The organism is Sphingomonas sp. (genome assembly GCF_032114135.1).
GTDB lineage: Bacteria > Pseudomonadota > Alphaproteobacteria > Sphingomonadales > Sphingomonadaceae > Sphingomonas.
Genome location: NZ_DAMCTA010000009.1, coordinates 1 through 17,915 on the forward strand (window position 1 = coordinate 1; position 17,915 = coordinate 17,915).

At 60.9% G+C, this 17,915-nt stretch carries 13 protein-coding genes; 5 read left to right on the forward strand and 8 right to left on the reverse strand.

Annotation, left to right across the window (positions count from 1 at the left end; all coding sequences use genetic code 11):
• Positions 1-313: 313 nt before the first annotated feature.
• The 4 genes from RT655_RS19640 to RT655_RS19655 all read right to left on the reverse strand — a co-directional run bounded on the left by RT655_RS19640 (position 314) and on the right by RT655_RS19655 (position 7,769).
• Complete coding sequence (locus RT655_RS19640) at positions 314-1,690, reverse strand: methyl-accepting chemotaxis protein (protein ID WP_313540423.1); 1,377 nt, start codon at positions 1,688-1,690, stop codon at positions 314-316.
• Positions 1,691-1,995: 305 nt separating this feature from the next.
• The gene (locus RT655_RS19645; RefSeq protein WP_313540426.1) at positions 1,996-5,496 is read right to left on the reverse strand and encodes a GAF domain-containing protein; all 3,501 of its coding nucleotides are present in this window, start codon (positions 5,494-5,496) and stop codon (positions 1,996-1,998) included.
• A gap of 645 nt (positions 5,497-6,141) precedes the next feature.
• A complete protein-coding gene (locus RT655_RS19650) occupies positions 6,142-6,975 on the reverse strand; it encodes a metallophosphoesterase (protein WP_313540429.1) in 834 nt (277 codons plus the stop codon).
• 161 nt (positions 6,976-7,136) lie between these two features.
• The gene (locus tag RT655_RS19655; RefSeq protein ID WP_313538523.1) at positions 7,137-7,769 is read right to left on the reverse strand and encodes a tyrosine-type recombinase/integrase; all 633 of its coding nucleotides are present in this window, start codon (positions 7,767-7,769) and stop codon (positions 7,137-7,139) included.
• Positions 7,770-8,194: 425 nt separating this feature from the next.
• Here RT655_RS19655 and RT655_RS19660 point away from each other — a divergent pair, with 425 nt between their 5' ends.
• The 4 genes from RT655_RS19660 (at position 8,195) to RT655_RS19675 (ending at position 12,559) form a co-directional block, all read left to right on the forward strand.
• A complete protein-coding gene (locus RT655_RS19660) occupies positions 8,195-8,377 on the forward strand; it encodes a hypothetical protein (protein WP_313540432.1) in 183 nt (60 codons plus the stop codon).
• A gap of 228 nt (positions 8,378-8,605) precedes the next feature.
• Positions 8,606-10,174 carry an ATP-binding protein gene (locus tag RT655_RS19665; protein WP_313540435.1) on the forward strand — a complete coding sequence of 523 codons (1,569 nt, stop codon included), beginning with the start codon at positions 8,606-8,608 and terminating at the stop codon, positions 10,172-10,174.
• A gap of 557 nt (positions 10,175-10,731) precedes the next feature.
• A complete protein-coding gene (locus RT655_RS19670; protein ID WP_313540438.1) occupies positions 10,732-11,727 on the forward strand; it encodes a sigma-70 family RNA polymerase sigma factor in 996 nt (331 codons plus the stop codon).
• Positions 11,728-12,109: 382 nt separating this feature from the next.
• Entirely contained in the window at positions 12,110-12,559 is a 450-nt protein-coding gene (locus RT655_RS19675; protein ID WP_313540441.1) for a nuclear transport factor 2 family protein, read from the forward strand.
• A 161-nt stretch (positions 12,560-12,720) separates the two neighbouring features.
• On the opposite strand, the gene RT655_RS19680 is transcribed toward RT655_RS19675, so the two are convergent.
• The 3 genes from RT655_RS19680 to RT655_RS19690 form a co-directional block, all read right to left on the reverse strand.
• The gene (locus tag RT655_RS19680; protein ID WP_313540444.1) at positions 12,721-13,674 is read right to left on the reverse strand and encodes a hypothetical protein; all 954 of its coding nucleotides are present in this window, start codon (positions 13,672-13,674) and stop codon (positions 12,721-12,723) included.
• A 394-nt stretch (positions 13,675-14,068) separates the two neighbouring features.
• The gene (locus RT655_RS19685) at positions 14,069-14,527 is read right to left on the reverse strand and encodes a hypothetical protein (RefSeq protein ID WP_313540447.1); all 459 of its coding nucleotides are present in this window, start codon (positions 14,525-14,527) and stop codon (positions 14,069-14,071) included.
• Positions 14,528-14,641: 114 nt separating this feature from the next.
• On the reverse strand, positions 14,642-15,088 hold the full coding sequence (locus tag RT655_RS19690) for a hypothetical protein (RefSeq protein ID WP_313540450.1): 447 nt from the start codon (positions 15,086-15,088) through the stop codon (positions 14,642-14,644).
• 908 nt (positions 15,089-15,996) lie between these two features.
• On the opposite strand from RT655_RS19690, the gene RT655_RS19695 reads away from it, so the two are divergent.
• Entirely contained in the window at positions 15,997-17,175 is a 1,179-nt protein-coding gene (locus tag RT655_RS19695) for a winged helix-turn-helix domain-containing protein (RefSeq protein WP_313540452.1), read from the forward strand.
• A gap of 217 nt (positions 17,176-17,392) precedes the next feature.
• Here RT655_RS19695 and RT655_RS19700 read toward each other — a convergent pair whose 3' ends face one another.
• Positions 17,393-17,773: a lysozyme inhibitor LprI family protein gene (locus RT655_RS19700; protein WP_313540455.1), complete on the reverse strand. Its 381-nt coding sequence runs from the start codon at positions 17,771-17,773 to the stop codon at positions 17,393-17,395.
• Positions 17,774-17,915: the final 142 nt, after the last annotated feature.

Sequence of the window (17,915 nt, forward strand, 5' to 3'; positions counted from 1 at the left end):
CCATGACTACCCCGGACTCCAGTTATGACTGGAGGAGTTTTGGGGAGCACGTCAGCGGACAGAAGGGATTGACGCCGACAGAGGGTCGGCTTGCAACAAAAGCTGCCGTTGGAGGGCAGTCCGGCGAACGGCGAATTTTGGTCGACACCGGCCACCCCGCGTAGCCAGGAGCCACCCCCTCGCACAGTTCAGTCTGCGTCCGCTTTCGGGAGGCCCAGTGAGGCGGCTGAACGACTGAAAGTGGGCGCCAAGCAGGCACCACTCCCGATCGTTCGCGATCACCTAGCCGAGGTACGCTTGGGCGGCTTTTAACCTAGAACGTTGTCCATTCTTCGTGAAGATGGGTAGACCTATATCTGGTCGAAGCCACTCTGGAGCTATCTGATGGAGGATGGTTCCGGCTTGAGGCAGCGGGTTTTGAAGCGCCGGCACTACCGGTGTTGAACTTTGCCGCTGCTTGGGAGAGCTGGTTAATCTCGATCGAAAGGCTGCGCGCCGCCGCTGAGGTCTGCTCGACCATGGCGGCATTCTTCTGCGTCGTCTGGTCCATAGCGTTCACGGTGGAGCTGATCTCCGTGATAGCGCTGGCTTGTGCAATGTTGTCCTTGGCCATGTCGCCGAGGAGCTCGTGAACCTCTGCTACATCTCCCGAAATGCCGGCGAACACGCCGTCCACTTTCCGCACCATCTCCACAGCGGAAATGATCTCTGTCTGGGTGGTGGTGAGTTGATCACGTGCCCGGCCCGCTTCCTCTTCCGCGCGCATTGCCAGCGCTGAAACGAGGTCGGCCACCACGGCGAACCCACGGCCCGCCTCACCTGCCCGCCCGGCTTCTACAGCGGCGTTCATGGCCAGTACGCGCGTTTGGAAAGCGATTTTGTCGAGGCCCTCGATGACGCTGTCGATCCCCTTGGCACTATCGGACACGCGGCTCATGGCTGAAACTGCGTCATCAGCGGTTTCGCGACCACCAGAAACTGTCGCGATCGCAGCGTCCGCACGCTGTACCGTCCGGGCGGCGGCGGCAGCCGTCAGCTTCAGGCGCTGATCCATCTGCGCGATCGCTGCGGTAGTCTCCTCGAGGTTCGAGGCGTTGGCCTCAGTGCGTCTCGCCAGATTTTCCGACGCATGCGCAATTTCCTGCGCGCCCGTGTCGATGGCATCGGCGCTGGTGGAGACGGCGCCAATCAGCTCGCGGAGCGCTTCGAGGGTAAGGTTATAGTCGTCGCGCAGGCCTGCATACGCTTGTGGGAACTGCTGGTCGATAGACGCTGTAAGATCGCCGGCACGCAAGCGGCCAAGCCGTTCACCAAGGACTTGGACGATCTCCGCTTGCTCCTGCGCCTGCCGCTTCTGTTCGACGGCCGCGTCACGGAAAGTGAGCATGGCCTTGGTCATCCGACCGACGCAGTCCTTGTAGTGCGTGAAGGCGATAGGGCTGTGAAGGTCGCCCGCTGCAAGGCCTTCCATGCGGACCACGGTCTCCACATATGGATCTGCGATAGCCGCTCGGAATTTCGCACCCACAGCTGCGGCAGCGGCGATGGCGGTTAGATCCACGGCGATCCGGATCCACCCGGAGTCGAGAAGGGATATGATCTCCAGGAGCAGCATCACCCCGATCATCGCGCCAAAGGCGAGCTTCAGTTTTTTCCTGATCGGCAGCTCGACCCTGAACCATTCCATCATCGACAACCTCCCGCAGTCGCCCCGCGAGGGACGTTTCAGGAATTCTATGAGACAGTTGGTTGAGAAACTTTCCTCTTAGCGCGTAGGTAGTTCGCCTATCCGTGTTGAGCCACAGCACTTAGGAGCGCCCCGCACGGTTTTACCTGATTAGCCAGCTTACCACATGATTGAGATTGGCGAAGCGATGTCGTCGTTGCGGTAGATCCGTTATGCGTGTTACGCTCGTCAGTGTCCGTTTCTAGAAAGCCTCTTGAGGTTGTCGAACGGCAGGAAGTGGGCGCGAGGCCGCCGTAGCGCCTTCCAGATCAGGCGCTGTGCGTCGCCGCGAAGAGGCCTGCAATGGATGCCTCGAGCTCATCTTGCCTGAAGGGCTTCACGAGCCGAGCTATGGTCGGGTCAACACCGTCTAGGTCAGCGTATCCAGAGACCAAGAGGACGGGTATGTTCGGGTGACTACTTCGAAGGTTTCGCGCGAATTGGGTCCCGGTGATCCCGGTCATGAGATGATCGGTTACCACAAGGTCGATCGTGTGCTCCGCAATTTTCTGCGTTGCCTCTTCCGCAGAAGCTGCTTCGGTTACGGCGAAGCCAAGATCGACCAACATGGCTGCGGTGCTATCGCGAACGACGTCTTCATCATCGATCAAGAGCACCGTTCCACGCGTGGCATTGGGCGCGGCGAACGCTGGCGCTTCGGAGGCGATCGCCGCGGCGGTGTCGCTCCGAGGTAGCCATAGCTCAACGTTCGTGCCTAAGCCGGGCCTACTCTGGATGAATAGCCCTCCACCGAGCTGGGACGCCAGCCCATGTACCATGGACAGCCCCAGACCGGTGCCCTTGCCCACCCCCTTGGTCGAGAAGAACGGCTCGACGGCTCTCGCTAGTGTCGCCGCGTCCATGCCTAGCCCGTCATCAGAAACCGACAGGCGGACATACACGCCTGCTTTCAACCCGGGGCGGTCAGCCGGGACCAAATCCTCGATACGCGCCGAGATCCGAAGCGTTCCGCCATCCGGCATTGCGTCGCGCGCGTTTACGCTCAGGTTTAGAAGCGCCATCTCGAGCTGATTGGGATCCGCGCGTACGGCCGGTGTATCTTTGGGCACATCGACCACGACCCTGATCTGCGGACCGGTAGTGCTCGCCACGAGCTCGGCCATACCCGCGACCAGCAGCTTGAGGTCTACGGGGATGGCTTGAAGAGGTTGGCGGCGCGCGAAAGCAAGGAGACGCTGCACCAGGGTTTTGGCGCGATCGGCCGATTGCACGGCCCCTGCGATGAGTCGTTGCTCGCGTTCTCCGCCAAGCCCCTTACGCTGTAGCAGGTCTAGTGTGCCGACTATTGGCGTGAGTAGATTGTTGAAGTCGTGGGCTACGCCCCCGGTCAGCTGGCCCATTGCCTCCATTTTCTGGCTCTGGCGCAAAGCTTCCTGCGCTTGCTCGCGTTCCTGGACGGCGTTGGCAACCCGCGCCTCGAGGGTGGCGTTCAAATCCTTCAGAGCTTCTTCCGCTTCCTTGCGTGCAGTGATCTCGATGGCGGTGCCCGCCACCCGCACGCAGCGCCCCTCGTCATCGAAGACCCCACGGCCCTTCGCCGCCACCCAGCGGATAACACCATCTTCTTTGCCTACCGTACGGTATTCGACGTCATACAGCGCTCGCTGCTCCGGATCGGCCGCCGCGGCGAAAGCGGCACTCGTCGCCTCTCGATCTTCAGGGTGCAGTCCTTGGTAGAAGTCGAGCATGCTGACAGGTACATCGGGTGAGATGCCGAACAGCTCCTTGGTTCGCCGTGGCCAGATCAGGCGATCACTGATCATGTCGACGTCCCAGAAGCCTATTTCGGCATGTTCGACAGCCAGGCGAAGACGCTCCTCGCTGTCTTTTAGGCGGGCTTCCGCTCCGACCCGCTCAATGTGCGACCAACAGCGGTCAACGACCTCGCGCACGAGCATGAGCTCTGCCGATGTCCATTCCCGCGGCGTATTCTGGTGAACCGCCATCATCGCCGCGAGATGTCCATCCTTGATCAGTGGGCAGCAGATGATCGCCTGAATGCCGATGGACTGGAACATCTCGCGACCATCATCAGGCGCCAGCTGACGATCCACATCTCGCACGACGAGCACTCGGCCGGCGCGCATGTCGGCGGCCGCGCGTGGTCCAAACAAGTCCAGGCTGTACTCGCCGGCGGATGTCGAAACACCCGGCGCATTGTAGTCTGCCCGGATCCAAAAACGATCGCTGTCGGCATCGACGTCGGCGTACGCGCAGCGGGAGACTTCCAGCATTTGGCCCAGTAACTTGGTGGCTGTCTCCATCGCCGCCGCGGCGTCTGCGGCCCCGAAGAGTTGCTGATCGAGATCTGCGAGGAAGCGCAACCGCCCTTCACTTTCTCTCAGCCCCTCCTCCAGGTCGTGTTCGACAGTGCGATCGCGGAAGATCTTGAGGAAGCCGCCATGGTCTGCCGCCAGCGGCATCGTCACGCCCGAGCCCCAGAACTGGCTGCTGTCTTTTCGTACATGCCAGCGCTCGTTCTGGGCACGCCCCTCAGCTGCCGCCTGCCGCATCTCCGTCTCGGGGGCACCGACCTCTCTGTCTTCTGCGGTGAAGATGATGGCGCCGGGTTTTCCGATGACCTCGTCGCGCGAGTAGCCGACAATCTGCGTGGCGCCCGCGTTCCAGCCTGTTACGAGACCATGCCGATCCAGCGTAACGATCGCGAAGTCCTCCGCTCCCTCTACAATTTGCCGATACCGCGCCTGCCCTCTGAGAAGCTCGACGTGGGTCTTGGCACGTTGGAGAACGAGGCCGACTGTTCGAACCACGAAATCCACGATCTCTAGATCGCCCTCCGAAGGAGATCGGGGCTGGCGATAGTACATCGCAAATGTGCCGAGAACGGCGCCGGTTGGAGCGTGAATTGGAATCGACCAGCAAGCGGCGAGCCCGTGCTCGGCGGCAAGCTCTCGATAGTCGGTCCAGAGCGGATCGGAGGCGATATCGGATACGAATACCGGTTCGTTGCGACACACTGCGCTTCCGCACGAGCCCACAGCCGATCCGATCTCGATCCCGTCGACCGCTTCATTGTAGGCAGAGGATAGGTTGGGAGCGGCTCCATGACAGAGACGCTTCCCGTCTGAGTCTACGAGCAGAATGGATCCGAGCATGCCAGAGTCGGCTAGCTGCTCCATCTCGAGCACGATAGCGGTTAAGGTTTCGGGAAGCGGAGCCTCTTCTACGGCAAGCTCCAGGACTCTGCTCTGCACCGCACCTAGTTTGGCAGCGCGATCGCGGGCCTTCTGCAGGCGGGCGTTCTCAAGCGCGAGGGTGGCCAGGCGTCCCAGGCTCTGCAGCTTTTCGATGACTTCGGCTGCGTGTTGTTTTGGCTCTGCCCAATAGGCTCCAAGCGCTGCCGAGGCAGTCGGTCGACCTATCGGGACGAGCACGAGGCTGCGAACGAACGTGCGAGCATACGCCTCCTGAGGGACCCGCTCGTCCAGAAGGACGTCCTCGATCACCACGGTTTCGTTGTGCCGCATGGCCCAGCCGGAAACGCAGGAAGCGCTTGGGAAACTCTGTCCCGTCCAGAGTGGCGAGACGGCATCCTCTGCGACATAGCAGCATTGATCGCCATCGCGCAGGACGACTGCGATACCTTCCGCACCAACGAGGCTACGCGCAACATCGCGTAGCACCGCCACAACCTGTTCTATTGAGCAGGCAGTGACGAGGCGCTCGGCAGTCTGCAGCAAAGCGTTCAACCCGGCGCCGCTCGTGTGCTGTGCAGCATCATCGCTCATTTTTAGCACCCGCCCACTTGAATCGATGAGATGACGGACATTTCCAATCCTTAGAGGATGTTCGTCGCCGCGTCTCTCCATTCTTCGGGCTCGAAACGGTCCTGTTCCGCCGCGAAGCAGGGACTCGTCCGTCGGCCTAATGGTGTCCGCTTTGTAGAAGCGCTTCAGTAGAACTACGCGCCGGAATGTCCCGCCCAGCGGCCCGCCTGCTTCCCTTTTTCGGTTCATCCCTCGCCTGCCGCCGGCGCTCTGAACGATTGCGAACGAGGCTATGGCGATGTCCGCTTCTGGGAAGGCCGGGTGCACTTCCAAATGACGGGAAATGGGCGCGCAGCTGCCTAGCACCCTCCGCTCGCCGGCTTGGCCGTTCACACTACTGATGAGATCGACGGCCCGCCGCCACCCTGCGCGCGCGGAACAACCCGGATACGCCGCGGGGAAGTTCATTAAGATCGAGCCCTTAAACAGGTTCTCGCCACCTCCGAGATCCCCCACTCTTGGCGGAGGTGGCAAACTATCCAGCGACCCAGGCCCGCCGACGGGTAACGTCCGGGCGCATCTTCGCTATCCGACCGGCATCACGGCCTTCTCACACGCAAACGCAGGCGTAGAGCCGCACCCCCTGCGGCGAGAGCCCGCGGGTGATCAGAGGTCCTTACGGGATTGCCACTCCCCACCGTCGTACGTGAAGGCAACCTTGCTGCCTTCGAGGAACGACGTGCCGCCCCACGCGATCACTTGGAGGCTGAAGCGGTCATGGCTGGCTACTTCAAGCCAATTGAAGCTCTGCGGCTCGGCATTTCGTAGCCTGGTCGAGGTAGCGGTCCCTGCCTGGATGATGATCGCGGAGCCCGCCTTCTCAGCCATCTTCCGCGCGGACTGGGCATAGGTCCTGTGGAAGTGCCCCGCGAGGGCTATGTGCACCCCGGCTTCGCACGCGCCCTTGACTGCCTCATCATGTCGACCGACCGCTTCGCTTAGTTCGCCGCCGGCGCCGATCGGCATCGAGAAGAGCGGGTGGTGGGTGACCAGGATCTTCGTCTTGCTTGAGCTGACCGCCGCGAAGCGCCCTTTCATCAAGGCGATCTGCTCGCGATTAACCCGACCGTCTTTGATCGTAAGCGAACGTGCGGTGTTGATCCCGAGGACGCTGATCTCGTCATTCTCAAACCACGGGCAAAGATCGTTTGAGATGTAGCGCTTGTACCGCTGAAGCGGTGCCGCAAACCGCCGAACGACGTCATAGAGCGGTACATCATGGTTTCCGGGTACCACCAGCAGGTTGTGGCCGGCTGCGCGAAGGCGATTCACATAAGCGGCGGCCTGACGAAACTGGCTGACGCGCGCACGCTGCGTGAGGTCGCCGCTTATGATCACCAGGTCAGGCTGGCGGGCCTGCAGCCAAGCCTCGGTCGCGGCTACAATCTTGGGGTCGTTGGCTCCGAAGTGGATATCCGAAAGATGTGCAATAGCTGCCATCGCCGCTCAACGGCGATATGGCAAAGGGGTTTCACGTCGTCCGACGGAGGGCTACCCATGACCGCTTTTAGGGAGCGCTACGGAGCCTCTGAGCGGCAGGAAGGACGCGCGCAGCGGCAGCGAAATGGCGGCCCATTAAACGGAACTGGGCCGCCTTGCGCTCAAATCTCCGTCCGCTCGGCAAGCAGCAGCGCGTCCTCCACATCGACGCCGAGGTATCGGACAGTGTTTTCAATCTTAGAGTGACCCAGCAGGATCTGGATCGCACGCAAATTTCCTGTTGCCCGATAGATCATCGCGGCCTTGGTGCGGCGCAGAGAGTGCGTGCCGTACTCCGCGCTTGGTAGACCCACGGCATCTATCCACTCGTGCAGGAGGCGTGCGTATTGCCTCACGCTTAGGTGCTCAGCCGGGTTCGCCCGACTTGGGAATGCAAAATCCTGGATTGATCCGCCCCGGCACTCTAGCCAAGCCAGCAGGCTTCCCCGCACATCCGAGGTCAGTTCAAACTGCACTGGCCTGCCTGTCTTCTGCTGCACGACAATCGAGCGGGTTCTGACATTTACGCCCGAGACTAGATCGCCGATCTTGACCTTGACAAGGTCACAGCCACGTAGCTTGCTATCGATCGCCAAATCGAAAAGTGCCCTATCGCGGACGCGACCTTCTCGATCTAGAAAAAAGCGTATTGCCCAAATCTGCTTCTGCGTCAGCGGTCTTTTTATACCTACCGACCTTCCAGCGTTCCATGCGGGCCGCGACTGTAGAGCTGGATCGTACTGCGAATGTGACATTGCTCCTCTCCATGGCCAACTGTGACCAGGACAAGAACGCGTCTAAGTGCCGCGCCACCTCCGCGGGATGGGGGGAACGGAGGTGGCAGTGAACTTGATAGATATCGAGGCTTAACGCTCGGCTATGATCCCCCTCCGAGCATTACCGGATCAGCGAGAGTAGCCAGTCGTCCGAAGCCCTTACGAGGAGCATAGGCAGCGTGAGGGCTCGCACTTGGTATGCGCTGAGCGGTCGCCCCTTCAAACTCCACCCCGCGACGTGGTGTCCGCTTCTGGGAAGCCCTCAAGCGCCTCCTAGCGGCTGAAAGTGGGGCGCGCAGCTGCCCGAGGGTCTGCCGGCTCCCGGAAATTAGCCTTGTTATCCTTCTTTGTTATCGGCCTCTATGCAAAATGCAGGACATTGCGTTCGCGATAGGGGATCAAAAATGAGCGTTAGCACGACGGACGAGGACATCAGCTCTGAACGCGCGGAATTGCACTTCCTCGCCGCTTTGGTTGAGGAGCTAATGCGCAAGATGCACGTCGCAGGGGTACTCAGCCAAGCAGAGCTGAATGAAATTGAGCAAGCCGTTGCGCAGCGAATTGGAGGAACGCCCCGAGCCTGGTGAAACCGCCAATGACGCCTATGAGGGCTCGGGCGCCTGCTGGCTCTCACACCAAGCCGGCCGCAGCCGCCGACCTCGCTGGGATGCCGTACACCGGACAGCGAACGCGACGCTCAAATTCTGCGCAAAGCGCTATCTTCGCGAAAACAGGCGCAAAAATTAACTTGATATTAAGCGAGGCCTGCGGAAAGTTATTGCCCGCGAGGCGCAACAGGTCGAGCTTGTAAATCGATGACAAACGCATCTTCTGCATTATGGGAGATCATCGGGCAGTCTGACCAGTCTCCGATCTGCGCCTTTGATCATGAGTTTAAACTTATCGCCTTCAATCGCGCTCACAGCGATGAGTTCTATCGCATCTACAATTATCACGTTCAGATTGGCGATGTTTTCCCGGATCTGTTCCTTCCAGAGCAGCGACCGATCATCCGCGGTTTCATGTCGCGGGCGCTTTCAGGGGAGGTGTTCAACGTCACCGAGGAGTTCGGCGACCCTGATCTCTCCAAACCCTATTGGGACATCTACTATGCCCCCTTGAGAAACGCTGATGGGACGATCATCGGTGCGTTTCACCACGCGAAGGACATCAGCGCCAGGCTTCGAGCCGAGGCCGCACTTCGCGCCGCCGAGGACGCGCTTCGACAGTCACAGAAAATGGAGGCGGTCGGTCAGCTAACGGGGGGCGTCGCGCACGACTTCAACAATCTGCTGACGATCGTGAAGTCGGCGATCGAGATGCTGAAGTTGCCCACCCAAAAGGAGGGGCGTCGGGAGCGATACATCGGCGCAATCGATGAAGCAGTCGGTCGGGCCGCGAAGCTCACTCAGCAGCTTCTCGCATTTGCTCGGAGGCAAACGCTAACGCCGGAACCCTTTGATGTGAGAGCGAACCTCGATTCGATAGAGGAAATGCTCAAAACACTTGTCGGCACCAGAGTCGCAATATCACGAGTCTTGCCTGACGAACCAGTCTGCGTTCGCGCGGACAAAAACCAGTTTGACACTGCTTTGGTGAACCTCGTCGTCAACGCCCGAGATGCGATGGCTGGCGAGGGTCGCGTTCAAATCAACATAGAAGCGGTTGACTCGATGCCCGCTCTCCGGGAACGCCCCACGATAGCGGGGCCCTTCGTTGCGGTAACTATCGTGGACACAGGAACTGGTATCCCGCCATCGGACCGCGAGCGCATCTTCGAACCCTTCTACACCACAAAGCCTACGGGTTCGGGAACGGGCCTTGGACTTTCGCAGGTCTTCGGATTCGCACGTCAATCTGGGGGCGACATCCAGGTAGAAAGCGAAGTCGGCGCCGGTAGCCGCGTCACCTTGTATTTGCCTCAGATCGAGGCGCCGGCCTCAAACGAGGCCGTTGCTTCGGTCGAAGATGAGATTGTCACCGACATGACTCCTTGCGTCCTGGTAGTGGAGGACAATGCGGAGGTGGCGGCGAGCACCGTCGATGCTCTAGACCAGCTCGGCTTCAGCACTGTCTTGGCGACGAACGGTCTGGAAGGGCTGCGGGAGGTTAACAGCGCGCCTGAGCGCTTCGATGTCGTTTTTTCCGATGTCGTGATGCCGGGCATGACGGGCATTGAGATGGGCAAGGAAATCCGCCGCTTGCATGGTGGGCTCCCGATCGTGCTGGCCAGCGGCTACAGCCACGTTCTGGCCGCTGGTGGAACCGACGGTTTCGAGTTGATCCACAAGCCCTATTCCATCGATCAGGTCTCGCGAGTTCTACGGCGTGCCGCCGCGCACCGTGAGCGGTCCGGTTTCTCTCCAGGCCACGCCAGCGCTTGATCACACGAAGGTGGACGGCACAACTGCTCACTCGGCCAGATGGTAGGCATCTGAGCAGCAAATTATCGTGCATTCGGGGGTGAGCTACGTCGCGCCCAGTGCCATTGGCCGCTCCGCCGGAAAATTTCCACGCAGCTAAACCCAACCCCTGCGCTAGCCTCTATATGGTAAAGGAAACGCTAACAGCGAGCCTGTCGATGATGAATTTCGTAGTCGCCGCTTTCCCCGGAGAGCGCTCTTCTCGAGGACGCAGCCGAGATCGTGCCGTGGACGAACTGCGTCATTTCGAGGTCTGCCCCATGTGCGGACAAGCAGTCGACCGCCGCGACGACCTCTCCGTGATGCACCATCTACCTTTGGGTCACGCGCCGATGCCTCGCCACTGAGTTGGCTCACCGGTAGTGCTGAAGGCGTTGCGCTTGTGGGATCTGCGATGCCCGCCGCAAGCCGATACGCGTTTCCACCTAAACTGGCGTTTACCACTTCGTTAACTGGTTAACGGCATTTTTCCCTGGTGCCCGGACATCACGATGTCCGGCTCGAACCAGGGGAAGATCATGACGTCCAAGACCACGCTCGCGCTTGAAGCGGCAGTTGCAGTCATTCTTGAGAACCGTCCTAACGACGGTGCGACGTCGACCAACCGGCAGCGTGTGAATGTGGACCGTGCTCATGCGCAGATCATGAAGCTCATCGCACCCCGCGTTCGCCACTTCGTGCGGCAGTACGGGCTCATCAATTATTTCGAAGATGCTGAACAGTGCTGCGCCATCGCCGTGCATCGTGCGGTCGAAGCGTATGAGCCGGAGAAGGCGCAGTTCACGACGTTTGTGAACTGGCAGATCCGAGGCGAGCTCCAGAGCCTACGTTTCCGCGTGATGACCGATCAGCGGCCGTCCGCGAAGAGGGTTGCCGCCACGACGGTCTCTCTCAACGCCATCCTGGACAGTGACGGCGAGATGGGTTCGTTCCTGGACGCCCTCGAGGATGAGTTTGCCGTCGAGGCAACGGAGTCTGCCGCCTCGGACTATCTGGCGGACGGAGCGAAGTCGTCTCTAATCGGTGCCTATGTCGATCACCTGCGCACGGTGGGAATGGAGGCACTCGCCCGCCGCCCGCTGCCTAAGCGTCAGGAGGCGGCCCTTCGTAAGGAGCTCCCGCGCCTCCGCATGAACGGCATCGCCGCTGCAGACCTCGAGAAGCTGGAAGCGACGATCGCGCGCGAGCGAGAGATCGTCGAGGGTCGCCTTTTCAGTGGTGCGAGCCTCGAGCAACTCGCGGCCGAGACGGGTGTGACCGCAGAACGCGTTCGGCAAATCACCAAGCGCGCTGCCAAGGCGATCGCCGGCATCGCTGCCGTAGACCCCCGCTTCACCGTCATGGCCGAGGCTGGCCCCCCCGCTTCAAAGCGGGCCCAGGCTCGTGCAACCAAGGCATCTATCCTTGCCGATGCGGCACTTCCACACAATCGGCTGTCGCACGTTGCGGCCATGGATCAGTTCGGACCGGACTACCAGTCCGCTTTCGACGCTTCCGCTGCGCTGAGGCAGTGACTGCTCCTACAGACGAGCCGCTTTTGCTCGGACGATCCGGGTCGGACGCTTGCCGTTAACCATATGCCAACCTGTTCGATGTAGTGATTACAACTCATGCAATCCTCGACTCAAGGCGCCTCCTCGGGGCGCCTTTTTTGGCGACGATTTAAGGCGCCGATTTCCATCCAATGCCAGCCGCAGACCGCACCGGTCGAGCAGCGCAAGATTCCGTCCGCTTTCAGGAAGGTCCATTGGCCTTCTGAATGTCCGAGTTTGGGCGCCGAGCTGCCTGGTCCCCCTTGTCGCCTACCGCTTCGATCGCTCGCGCCTAGCAGCGTCATTGCAAGGGCCAGCCATCGGGCGCATTGTGATTGCGGTAATTCGAAGGGGGCGGCGATACATGCTCAAGGGAATTGCACTTTTTACAGCCCTCGTCGCTGCCGCGCCCGCATCTGCCCAGCTTGCGCCGGGGGTGCGAATGCCTCCGGAAATTGGCGCTGCGTATGGCCAGCTGGGGAAGGCCATGCTGGCTCATGACGCTGCAGGCGTCAGGGCCGTCTGGGCCGACGATTTCATTGTCAACTCGCCCAACAACACAGTCATCGGGCGAGAGGATGTGATCGCCGTTATGGAGCAGGACTTCCTCGAGTATCGCGACTTCCACAAGCACATCACCTTCGTTGGGGAGAAGCCCGAAGTGACTGTGGTGATGGGATACGACACAATGATCCCGTTGAAGGGGCCTGGCGCCGGCAAGCAAGTCACGCGCCCATTCACAGATGTATGGGCAAAGCGGAGCGCAGGTTGGCAGCTTATCGCCCGACAAGCCACCATCGCCAAGGCAGAGTAGGGGGAGAGCCCACTCCCCCGCTTTCGGCTGCCGGCGAGGCGCCTCGAGCTCACACGTCCACGTCCGCTTTCGGGGAGGTCGATTACCTTCCGAATGTCTGAAATTGGGCGCCCTGCCGTCAGAATGTTGCTATCGGCTTCGCTGGATAATGAACTCCTTTGCTACTTCACGAAGCTCCCCGCTGCCAGAACGGCTTCCGGGTCCCTCAATTCCAGCATAGCTCGAACCGCGGCTGCTTTATCCGCCTGCCGGTTGTACCAGCGCTCCCAAATCCGCTGTCCCAACCAGTAGCCTGCCTCCCCCGGCCATCCCGAGGGGGCACTGCCATAATTGGCCACCCACCTATGGACGCTTTCGGCTGCCGGCGTTCCTGGCTTCATCTCGTTCATTCGCAGACCTGCCGTCGTTTTCAGGTCAGCTTGGAACTGCTCCCATAGCTCTGCCTCACGAGGCTCGGCCCAAGCAGTGCGTGCTGGGTCCATCTGCCGCCCAGTGACGAGCATAGCGATGAAGTCGGCCGCGCCTTCGGTCAGAACGTCGCGAAGCAGGGCGTTCCCTTTCTCCTCGTCATCATTGGACTGGAATACGTGCACCGTCTCATGGGCGTAAAAGCCGCGAAGGATGGTGCGGAGCTGCTCGGGGGTCTCCGATATACGACAAAGCGTCTCAAGGCCCAACACCTGAGCGCCCGGTCCAGCGGTGCCGCCCGAATTATCCGCGCCGACTACCAGATATATGCGCGGGAGCGCTCGCTCTGGAAGAAGCCCATGAAAGGCTAGATATGTAGCGCGAAGTTCCGATGTAGTTTGCTTCGCAATCGGAAGGCAGGTTCGGATCGCCTTCGCGTATAGGTCAGGCTTAGCTGCTATTCTGGACGCGAGGTGCGACGCATCGCGAATACGGTTAGGCGTAAAAATCTTGACGCCATAACTGCCTTGATCGAGATATTCTCGCTGGAGCTGTGCTGCAGTTGGTCGGCCGTTTGTGCGCTCAAACAGAGCCGCAAATCGATCTGCATCGCCCGTCTCGATTTGAGCGATCAATGGGTCAACGGCTGGAGGGATGTTTTCAGTAAGTGTGAAGGCAGCCATCGCCAGCAGTATCGAACCGATCATACCCACCCCATTCTATCTCGCGAGCTTCCTCTCCCCCGCGCCACTATTGGTAGCGGACTCGGGCTGCTGCCGGAAGCGGATTAGCCAACGGCTCGCCGGCTAGCCGGCGGGCCTCGAAGAGGGCTCTCCCGTCCGCCCGTCGACGGGAGCATATCTGGCCGACCGATCGGTGCGACCCTGGCCAGCTTGAATCGAATGTCCGCTTCCGGGAAGCTCGCGATCACCTTCGAACGGCGGAAAGTGGGGCGCGCTGCTGCCTGGTGCCCCTGCCCTTCCGTCTGCGGCCGTTCGCACCAGAAGGCGACGGTCGGCGCCTGCGTGGCTGCTCTTGCCGCCATCCGCCATTCTCGCGTTCATGAGTAGACCGATCAGCCGTGCGCCGCTTAGTAGTCGCCTACCGTTCGGCAGCTCCAGCGACAGCGGACGCTTGTTCTTTCATCTGCTTGCAGAGCGTGCGTTCAGACAGTTTCTGTGCCCGAGCATTCTCGGCGAGCGACATCGTCTGGCCCTCGCGGACCTCCTCGGGATGTGCAGGATCAGCCGGGTTCATCAACCCGATAACCTGCGGTCCAACAATGGTGCCGCGCCGGCCAACCTCTTGCTGTGCAAGCGCGGCGGGCGTGGCAGTCATCCCGCTCAAGGTCGCATCCACGATCCTCCGCGCGTTCGCCACATCGCCTGTGTTCGCGAAGCCGTTGGCGACACAATATTCCATAAGGCCTAAGCGATTGTAGGTTGCACCAAATGCCCTTTGAAGCTGTTCATCGGAAGGCAGTTCCTGTGCCTGCAGACTGCCAACAGACGCTGTTCCGAGCGCGGCCCCGACCATGAGCTTACGATAAAGCGTTCGCATCCAAACCTCCTTAGCCGCCGAACTAACGTTCTTGAACAGGGTCCGATGCGGATGAAGCGGGATCTCCTATGGCGTTCGGAGACGACGTCCGTCTTGCAAGATGGCACCCCGGGTTCAGCAAGCAACGCCCCACATGCCTCGCATGCTGGTGGCAACGCCGCCGTGGTCCACCGTAAGAATCGCGCGACCGCCGCTGCTATCTGTCGCTGCGTTCGATGTGGCGCGGCCGGTGGCCTGGATGTGCAGACGGTACCCCGAACAGGAAGCGCTGCCCTGTCCTGTCTCCAGGCCCTCGCCCTCTTTCTCGGTCAACCGACACGAGCGTAAGCCCTGCTGATCTCGGAGCATGAGCTCGCTGCCAGCAAGCTGGAGATAGTCGCGGCCTGCCCCCATGAACGTAAACGTGCAGCCTGTCTCCTGGGTCGATAGCTCGTCCGCGTCGCTCAGAGGCACAAGGGGCATCCGCTTCGCACTTGCCTGGGCGGCGACCTGATGGGGCGGCGTCGCCGCGCCTAAGGTCACTGCGGTTGCGCTGATCAAGACTGCACGAATGAACAGCATCCTTCTCCTTCTCTCGGGACAGGTTCGGCAGACAGCTGGTTCCTACGCCGTTGGCAAGGCCGAAACGCCACCGCATCTGCGCGGACCGGCGGACCATTTCGCCTCACTCTGCCGCGAGACACCTTGCGGCGGCCTTGATTGCACGTCGTTGCGGATCGGCTAGAGGCGTTGCCCTCCCGTGCGGTATGTCGCTCGCGGAGGGTGAGCCCAGGAAGGTCGACCGGATGATGCGCATGCTATCCAATGCCCTTTTCGCGCTTGCGGCGCTGACGGGCGTGTGCGCGATGCTCGTCTATGGGTATCTCGTCCAACTAGCCTGCGGCTTCGCCCCAGGCGCGACGAGCTGCAGCGGAGCGCCGTGGGACCTGACGGCAGACGACCGCTTCTGGCTAATCGGCATGCCAGCTATTGCAATTGCCAGCTTACTTGCCCTCGGAGCGCTGGCAAAGGGGAAGGCTTAACCGCGCCGCTGGACAGCTGCACGGGCCCTCCCCGCGGCCAGCAGCCGAAATCTTGGTGAACGGCTGCTTAGCTGCGAGCCCTCGAAGGTCGCAGTTGCTCGGCTGTGATGTCTGTTCTTTGCGACAGCCGTCGGTCAGGGGATTGCGCTACACGGCAGCTTTGCCCGTCTGCCGTCACCAGGGGGATCTGAGAACCGTCCGTTTGAGTCCGCTTCCGGGATAATCCATTAGCTGGCGAGAGCCCAAATTAGGGGGGCGGCTGCTTGCCGCCTCCCCCAACCGGCACGGGGACTGATTGCGAAAGAACTTGCGGAATGTCCGCTTCTGGAAAGCTCGCGAGACCCGCCGAACGGCGGGAAGTGGGCGCGCAGCCGTCTGCATCCACTTGGTGGGTTGCCGGTGTCACTTCACTTGACCTCCCCCATTCTCCGATCAATCAGCGAAGGGATGACGACCAGCCTTTCCCTCGCTGATGCACGCCGAATTGCTCTAGCCGCGCAGGGGTTTGGATCCCGATACCCGTCACAGGTCGGCGCAGTTCAGTTACGCCGAACCGTAGATCGCGTTGGCCTTTTCCAGATCGACAGCGTCAACGTACTGACGCGTGCACACTATCTACCAGCCTTCTCACGGCTGGGCACTTACGATCGTGCACTACTCGAGCGTGATGCGTGGGGCCCGAAATCCGCTCGACGCCTTTTCGAGTATTGGGCTCATGAAGCGTCGCTCCTACCGTTACGCCTGCATCCGCTGATACGGTGGCGGATGGCGAAAGCGGAGCGCGGCGAGACCGGGTACGTAGCGCTCAGGCGGTTTGCGAACGAGCGTCGGGCCGAAGCCGATGCGGTCCTCGCCCGAATTGCTGCGGACGGCCCACTCGCTGCCGCCGACTTCGAGAATGGCTCAAGCCGGAGCGGCTGGTGGGAGTGGAGCCACACTAAGCATGCGCTGGAGTACCTTTTCTGGGCGGGGCGCATAACCACCGCTACGCGGCGTGGCAGTTTCGCGCGCCTGTACGATCTGACAGAGCGGGTAATCCCGGCAGATGTCCTCGCAGTTCCGACACCGAGTGCGGCTACCGCGCAGCGCACGCTCATCGACCGCAGCGCGCGGGCACTCGGCGTGGCCACGGCTGCGGACCTCCGCGACTACTTTCGGCTGAAACCAGCCGAAGGCGATCCAGCGATAGCTAGTTTGGCCGAGGAGGGTGTCCTTGAACCGGTCAAAGTTTTGGGGTGGAGCCAAAAGGCTTGGATGCATCGTGAGGCAGCGAAACCACGCCGAATACGCGGGGCAGCGTTGCTGGCGCCTTTTGACCCTCTAATCTGGGAACGCGGTCGAACAGAGCGGTTGTTCGGCTTTCGCTATCGTATCGAGATCTACGTGCCGCAGCCACTTCGCACCCATGGCTATTACGTGCTGCCATTCCTCCTCGACGAAGCGCTGGTAGCCCGGGTGGACCTCAAGGCCGATCGACAAGCTGGTTTGCTTCGGGCGCAGAGGATAACACTCGAACCAAACGCACCACTTGATACCCGCGAGCGCCTGGTCATTGAACTCGAGCGAATGGCAGAGTGGCTCGGCCTGCGGGGCATGGTGCTCGGCGAAACGGTTTTGCCTGAATAGGCCCGCTCGCGCTAGCCGGCGGTGCCCCGAGAATTTTTACGGCGCGCCGTTTGTTCTCTACAATTGGTTGACCGCCACCTTTAGTGGAGGTGGACCGCTGACGTCGGCTTTTGGGGATTTCAATCGGCCCCACGAACGTCCGGAAGTGGGCGCCGAGCGGCCGACGCCCTCCTACGGATCCCACAGCTGCTTCTCTGCGTGGCCATAGGTATAGAGGCTAGAAGCGGATCATTTGCTCCAGCTCATTCGTGCGGCTCGCCGTCTTCAAGACCAAGCAGCTGCTGTTGATCGTCTCTTGATCGACCTTGCACTCGTAGTCGCGCGCCTTCAGCCATGATCGTTGCTCGGCACGAAGAGCGAGGCGCTTCTCAGGGTCTTTCGCCAGTTGGCGCATCACCTCCTGATAAGCCTTATTCAACCGAGCATCCTGAGAACCCATCTCCGACTGCGCGCAGATGCCCTGTTGCACCGTGTTGCCGCCAGCCCTCGCTTGGCACGCGGTGTATCGGTCCGATACGCCCGCGGGCGCGACCTGGGCCTGCGCCGACGCACCCGACAAAATTAGAACGGAAGCTGCCACTACGATATTCCAATTCATCGGCTTGTTCCCTGCTGCTTAATCGTGTGAATTCATAGCCAGCGTTGGTCGACGTTGTCCACGGAGGTGTAACCTCGCCGGACTTAGACGAACCATTAACCCTTCAAAATAGAGTTGAGGCGCGCCCAGAGACATGTCCGAT

Coding starts and splice junctions, on each gene's coding strand:
- RT655_RS19640 (WP_313540423.1), bottom strand. CDS start 1,690: ATGATGGAATGGTTCAGGGTCGAGCTGCCGATCAGGAAAAAACTGAAG.
- RT655_RS19645 (WP_313540426.1), bottom strand. CDS start 5,496: ATGAGCGATGATGCTGCACAGCACACGAGCGGCGCCGGGTTGAACGCT.
- RT655_RS19650 (WP_313540429.1), bottom strand. CDS start 6,975: ATGGCAGCTATTGCACATCTTTCGGATATCCACTTCGGAGCCAACGAC.
- RT655_RS19655 (WP_313538523.1), bottom strand. CDS start 7,769: ATGTCACATTCGCAGTACGATCCAGCTCTACAGTCGCGGCCCGCATGG.
- RT655_RS19660 (WP_313540432.1), top strand. CDS start 8,195: ATGAGCGTTAGCACGACGGACGAGGACATCAGCTCTGAACGCGCGGAA.
- RT655_RS19665 (WP_313540435.1), top strand. CDS start 8,606: ATGACAAACGCATCTTCTGCATTATGGGAGATCATCGGGCAGTCTGAC.
- RT655_RS19670 (WP_313540438.1), top strand. CDS start 10,732: ATGACGTCCAAGACCACGCTCGCGCTTGAAGCGGCAGTTGCAGTCATT.
- RT655_RS19675 (WP_313540441.1), top strand. CDS start 12,110: ATGCTCAAGGGAATTGCACTTTTTACAGCCCTCGTCGCTGCCGCGCCC.
- RT655_RS19680 (WP_313540444.1), bottom strand. CDS start 13,674: ATGATCGGTTCGATACTGCTGGCGATGGCTGCCTTCACACTTACTGAA.
- RT655_RS19685 (WP_313540447.1), bottom strand. CDS start 14,527: ATGCGAACGCTTTATCGTAAGCTCATGGTCGGGGCCGCGCTCGGAACA.
- RT655_RS19690 (WP_313540450.1), bottom strand. CDS start 15,088: ATGCTGTTCATTCGTGCAGTCTTGATCAGCGCAACCGCAGTGACCTTA.
- RT655_RS19695 (WP_313540452.1), top strand. CDS start 15,997: ATGACGACCAGCCTTTCCCTCGCTGATGCACGCCGAATTGCTCTAGCC.
- RT655_RS19700 (WP_313540455.1), bottom strand. CDS start 17,773: ATGAATTGGAATATCGTAGTGGCAGCTTCCGTTCTAATTTTGTCGGGT.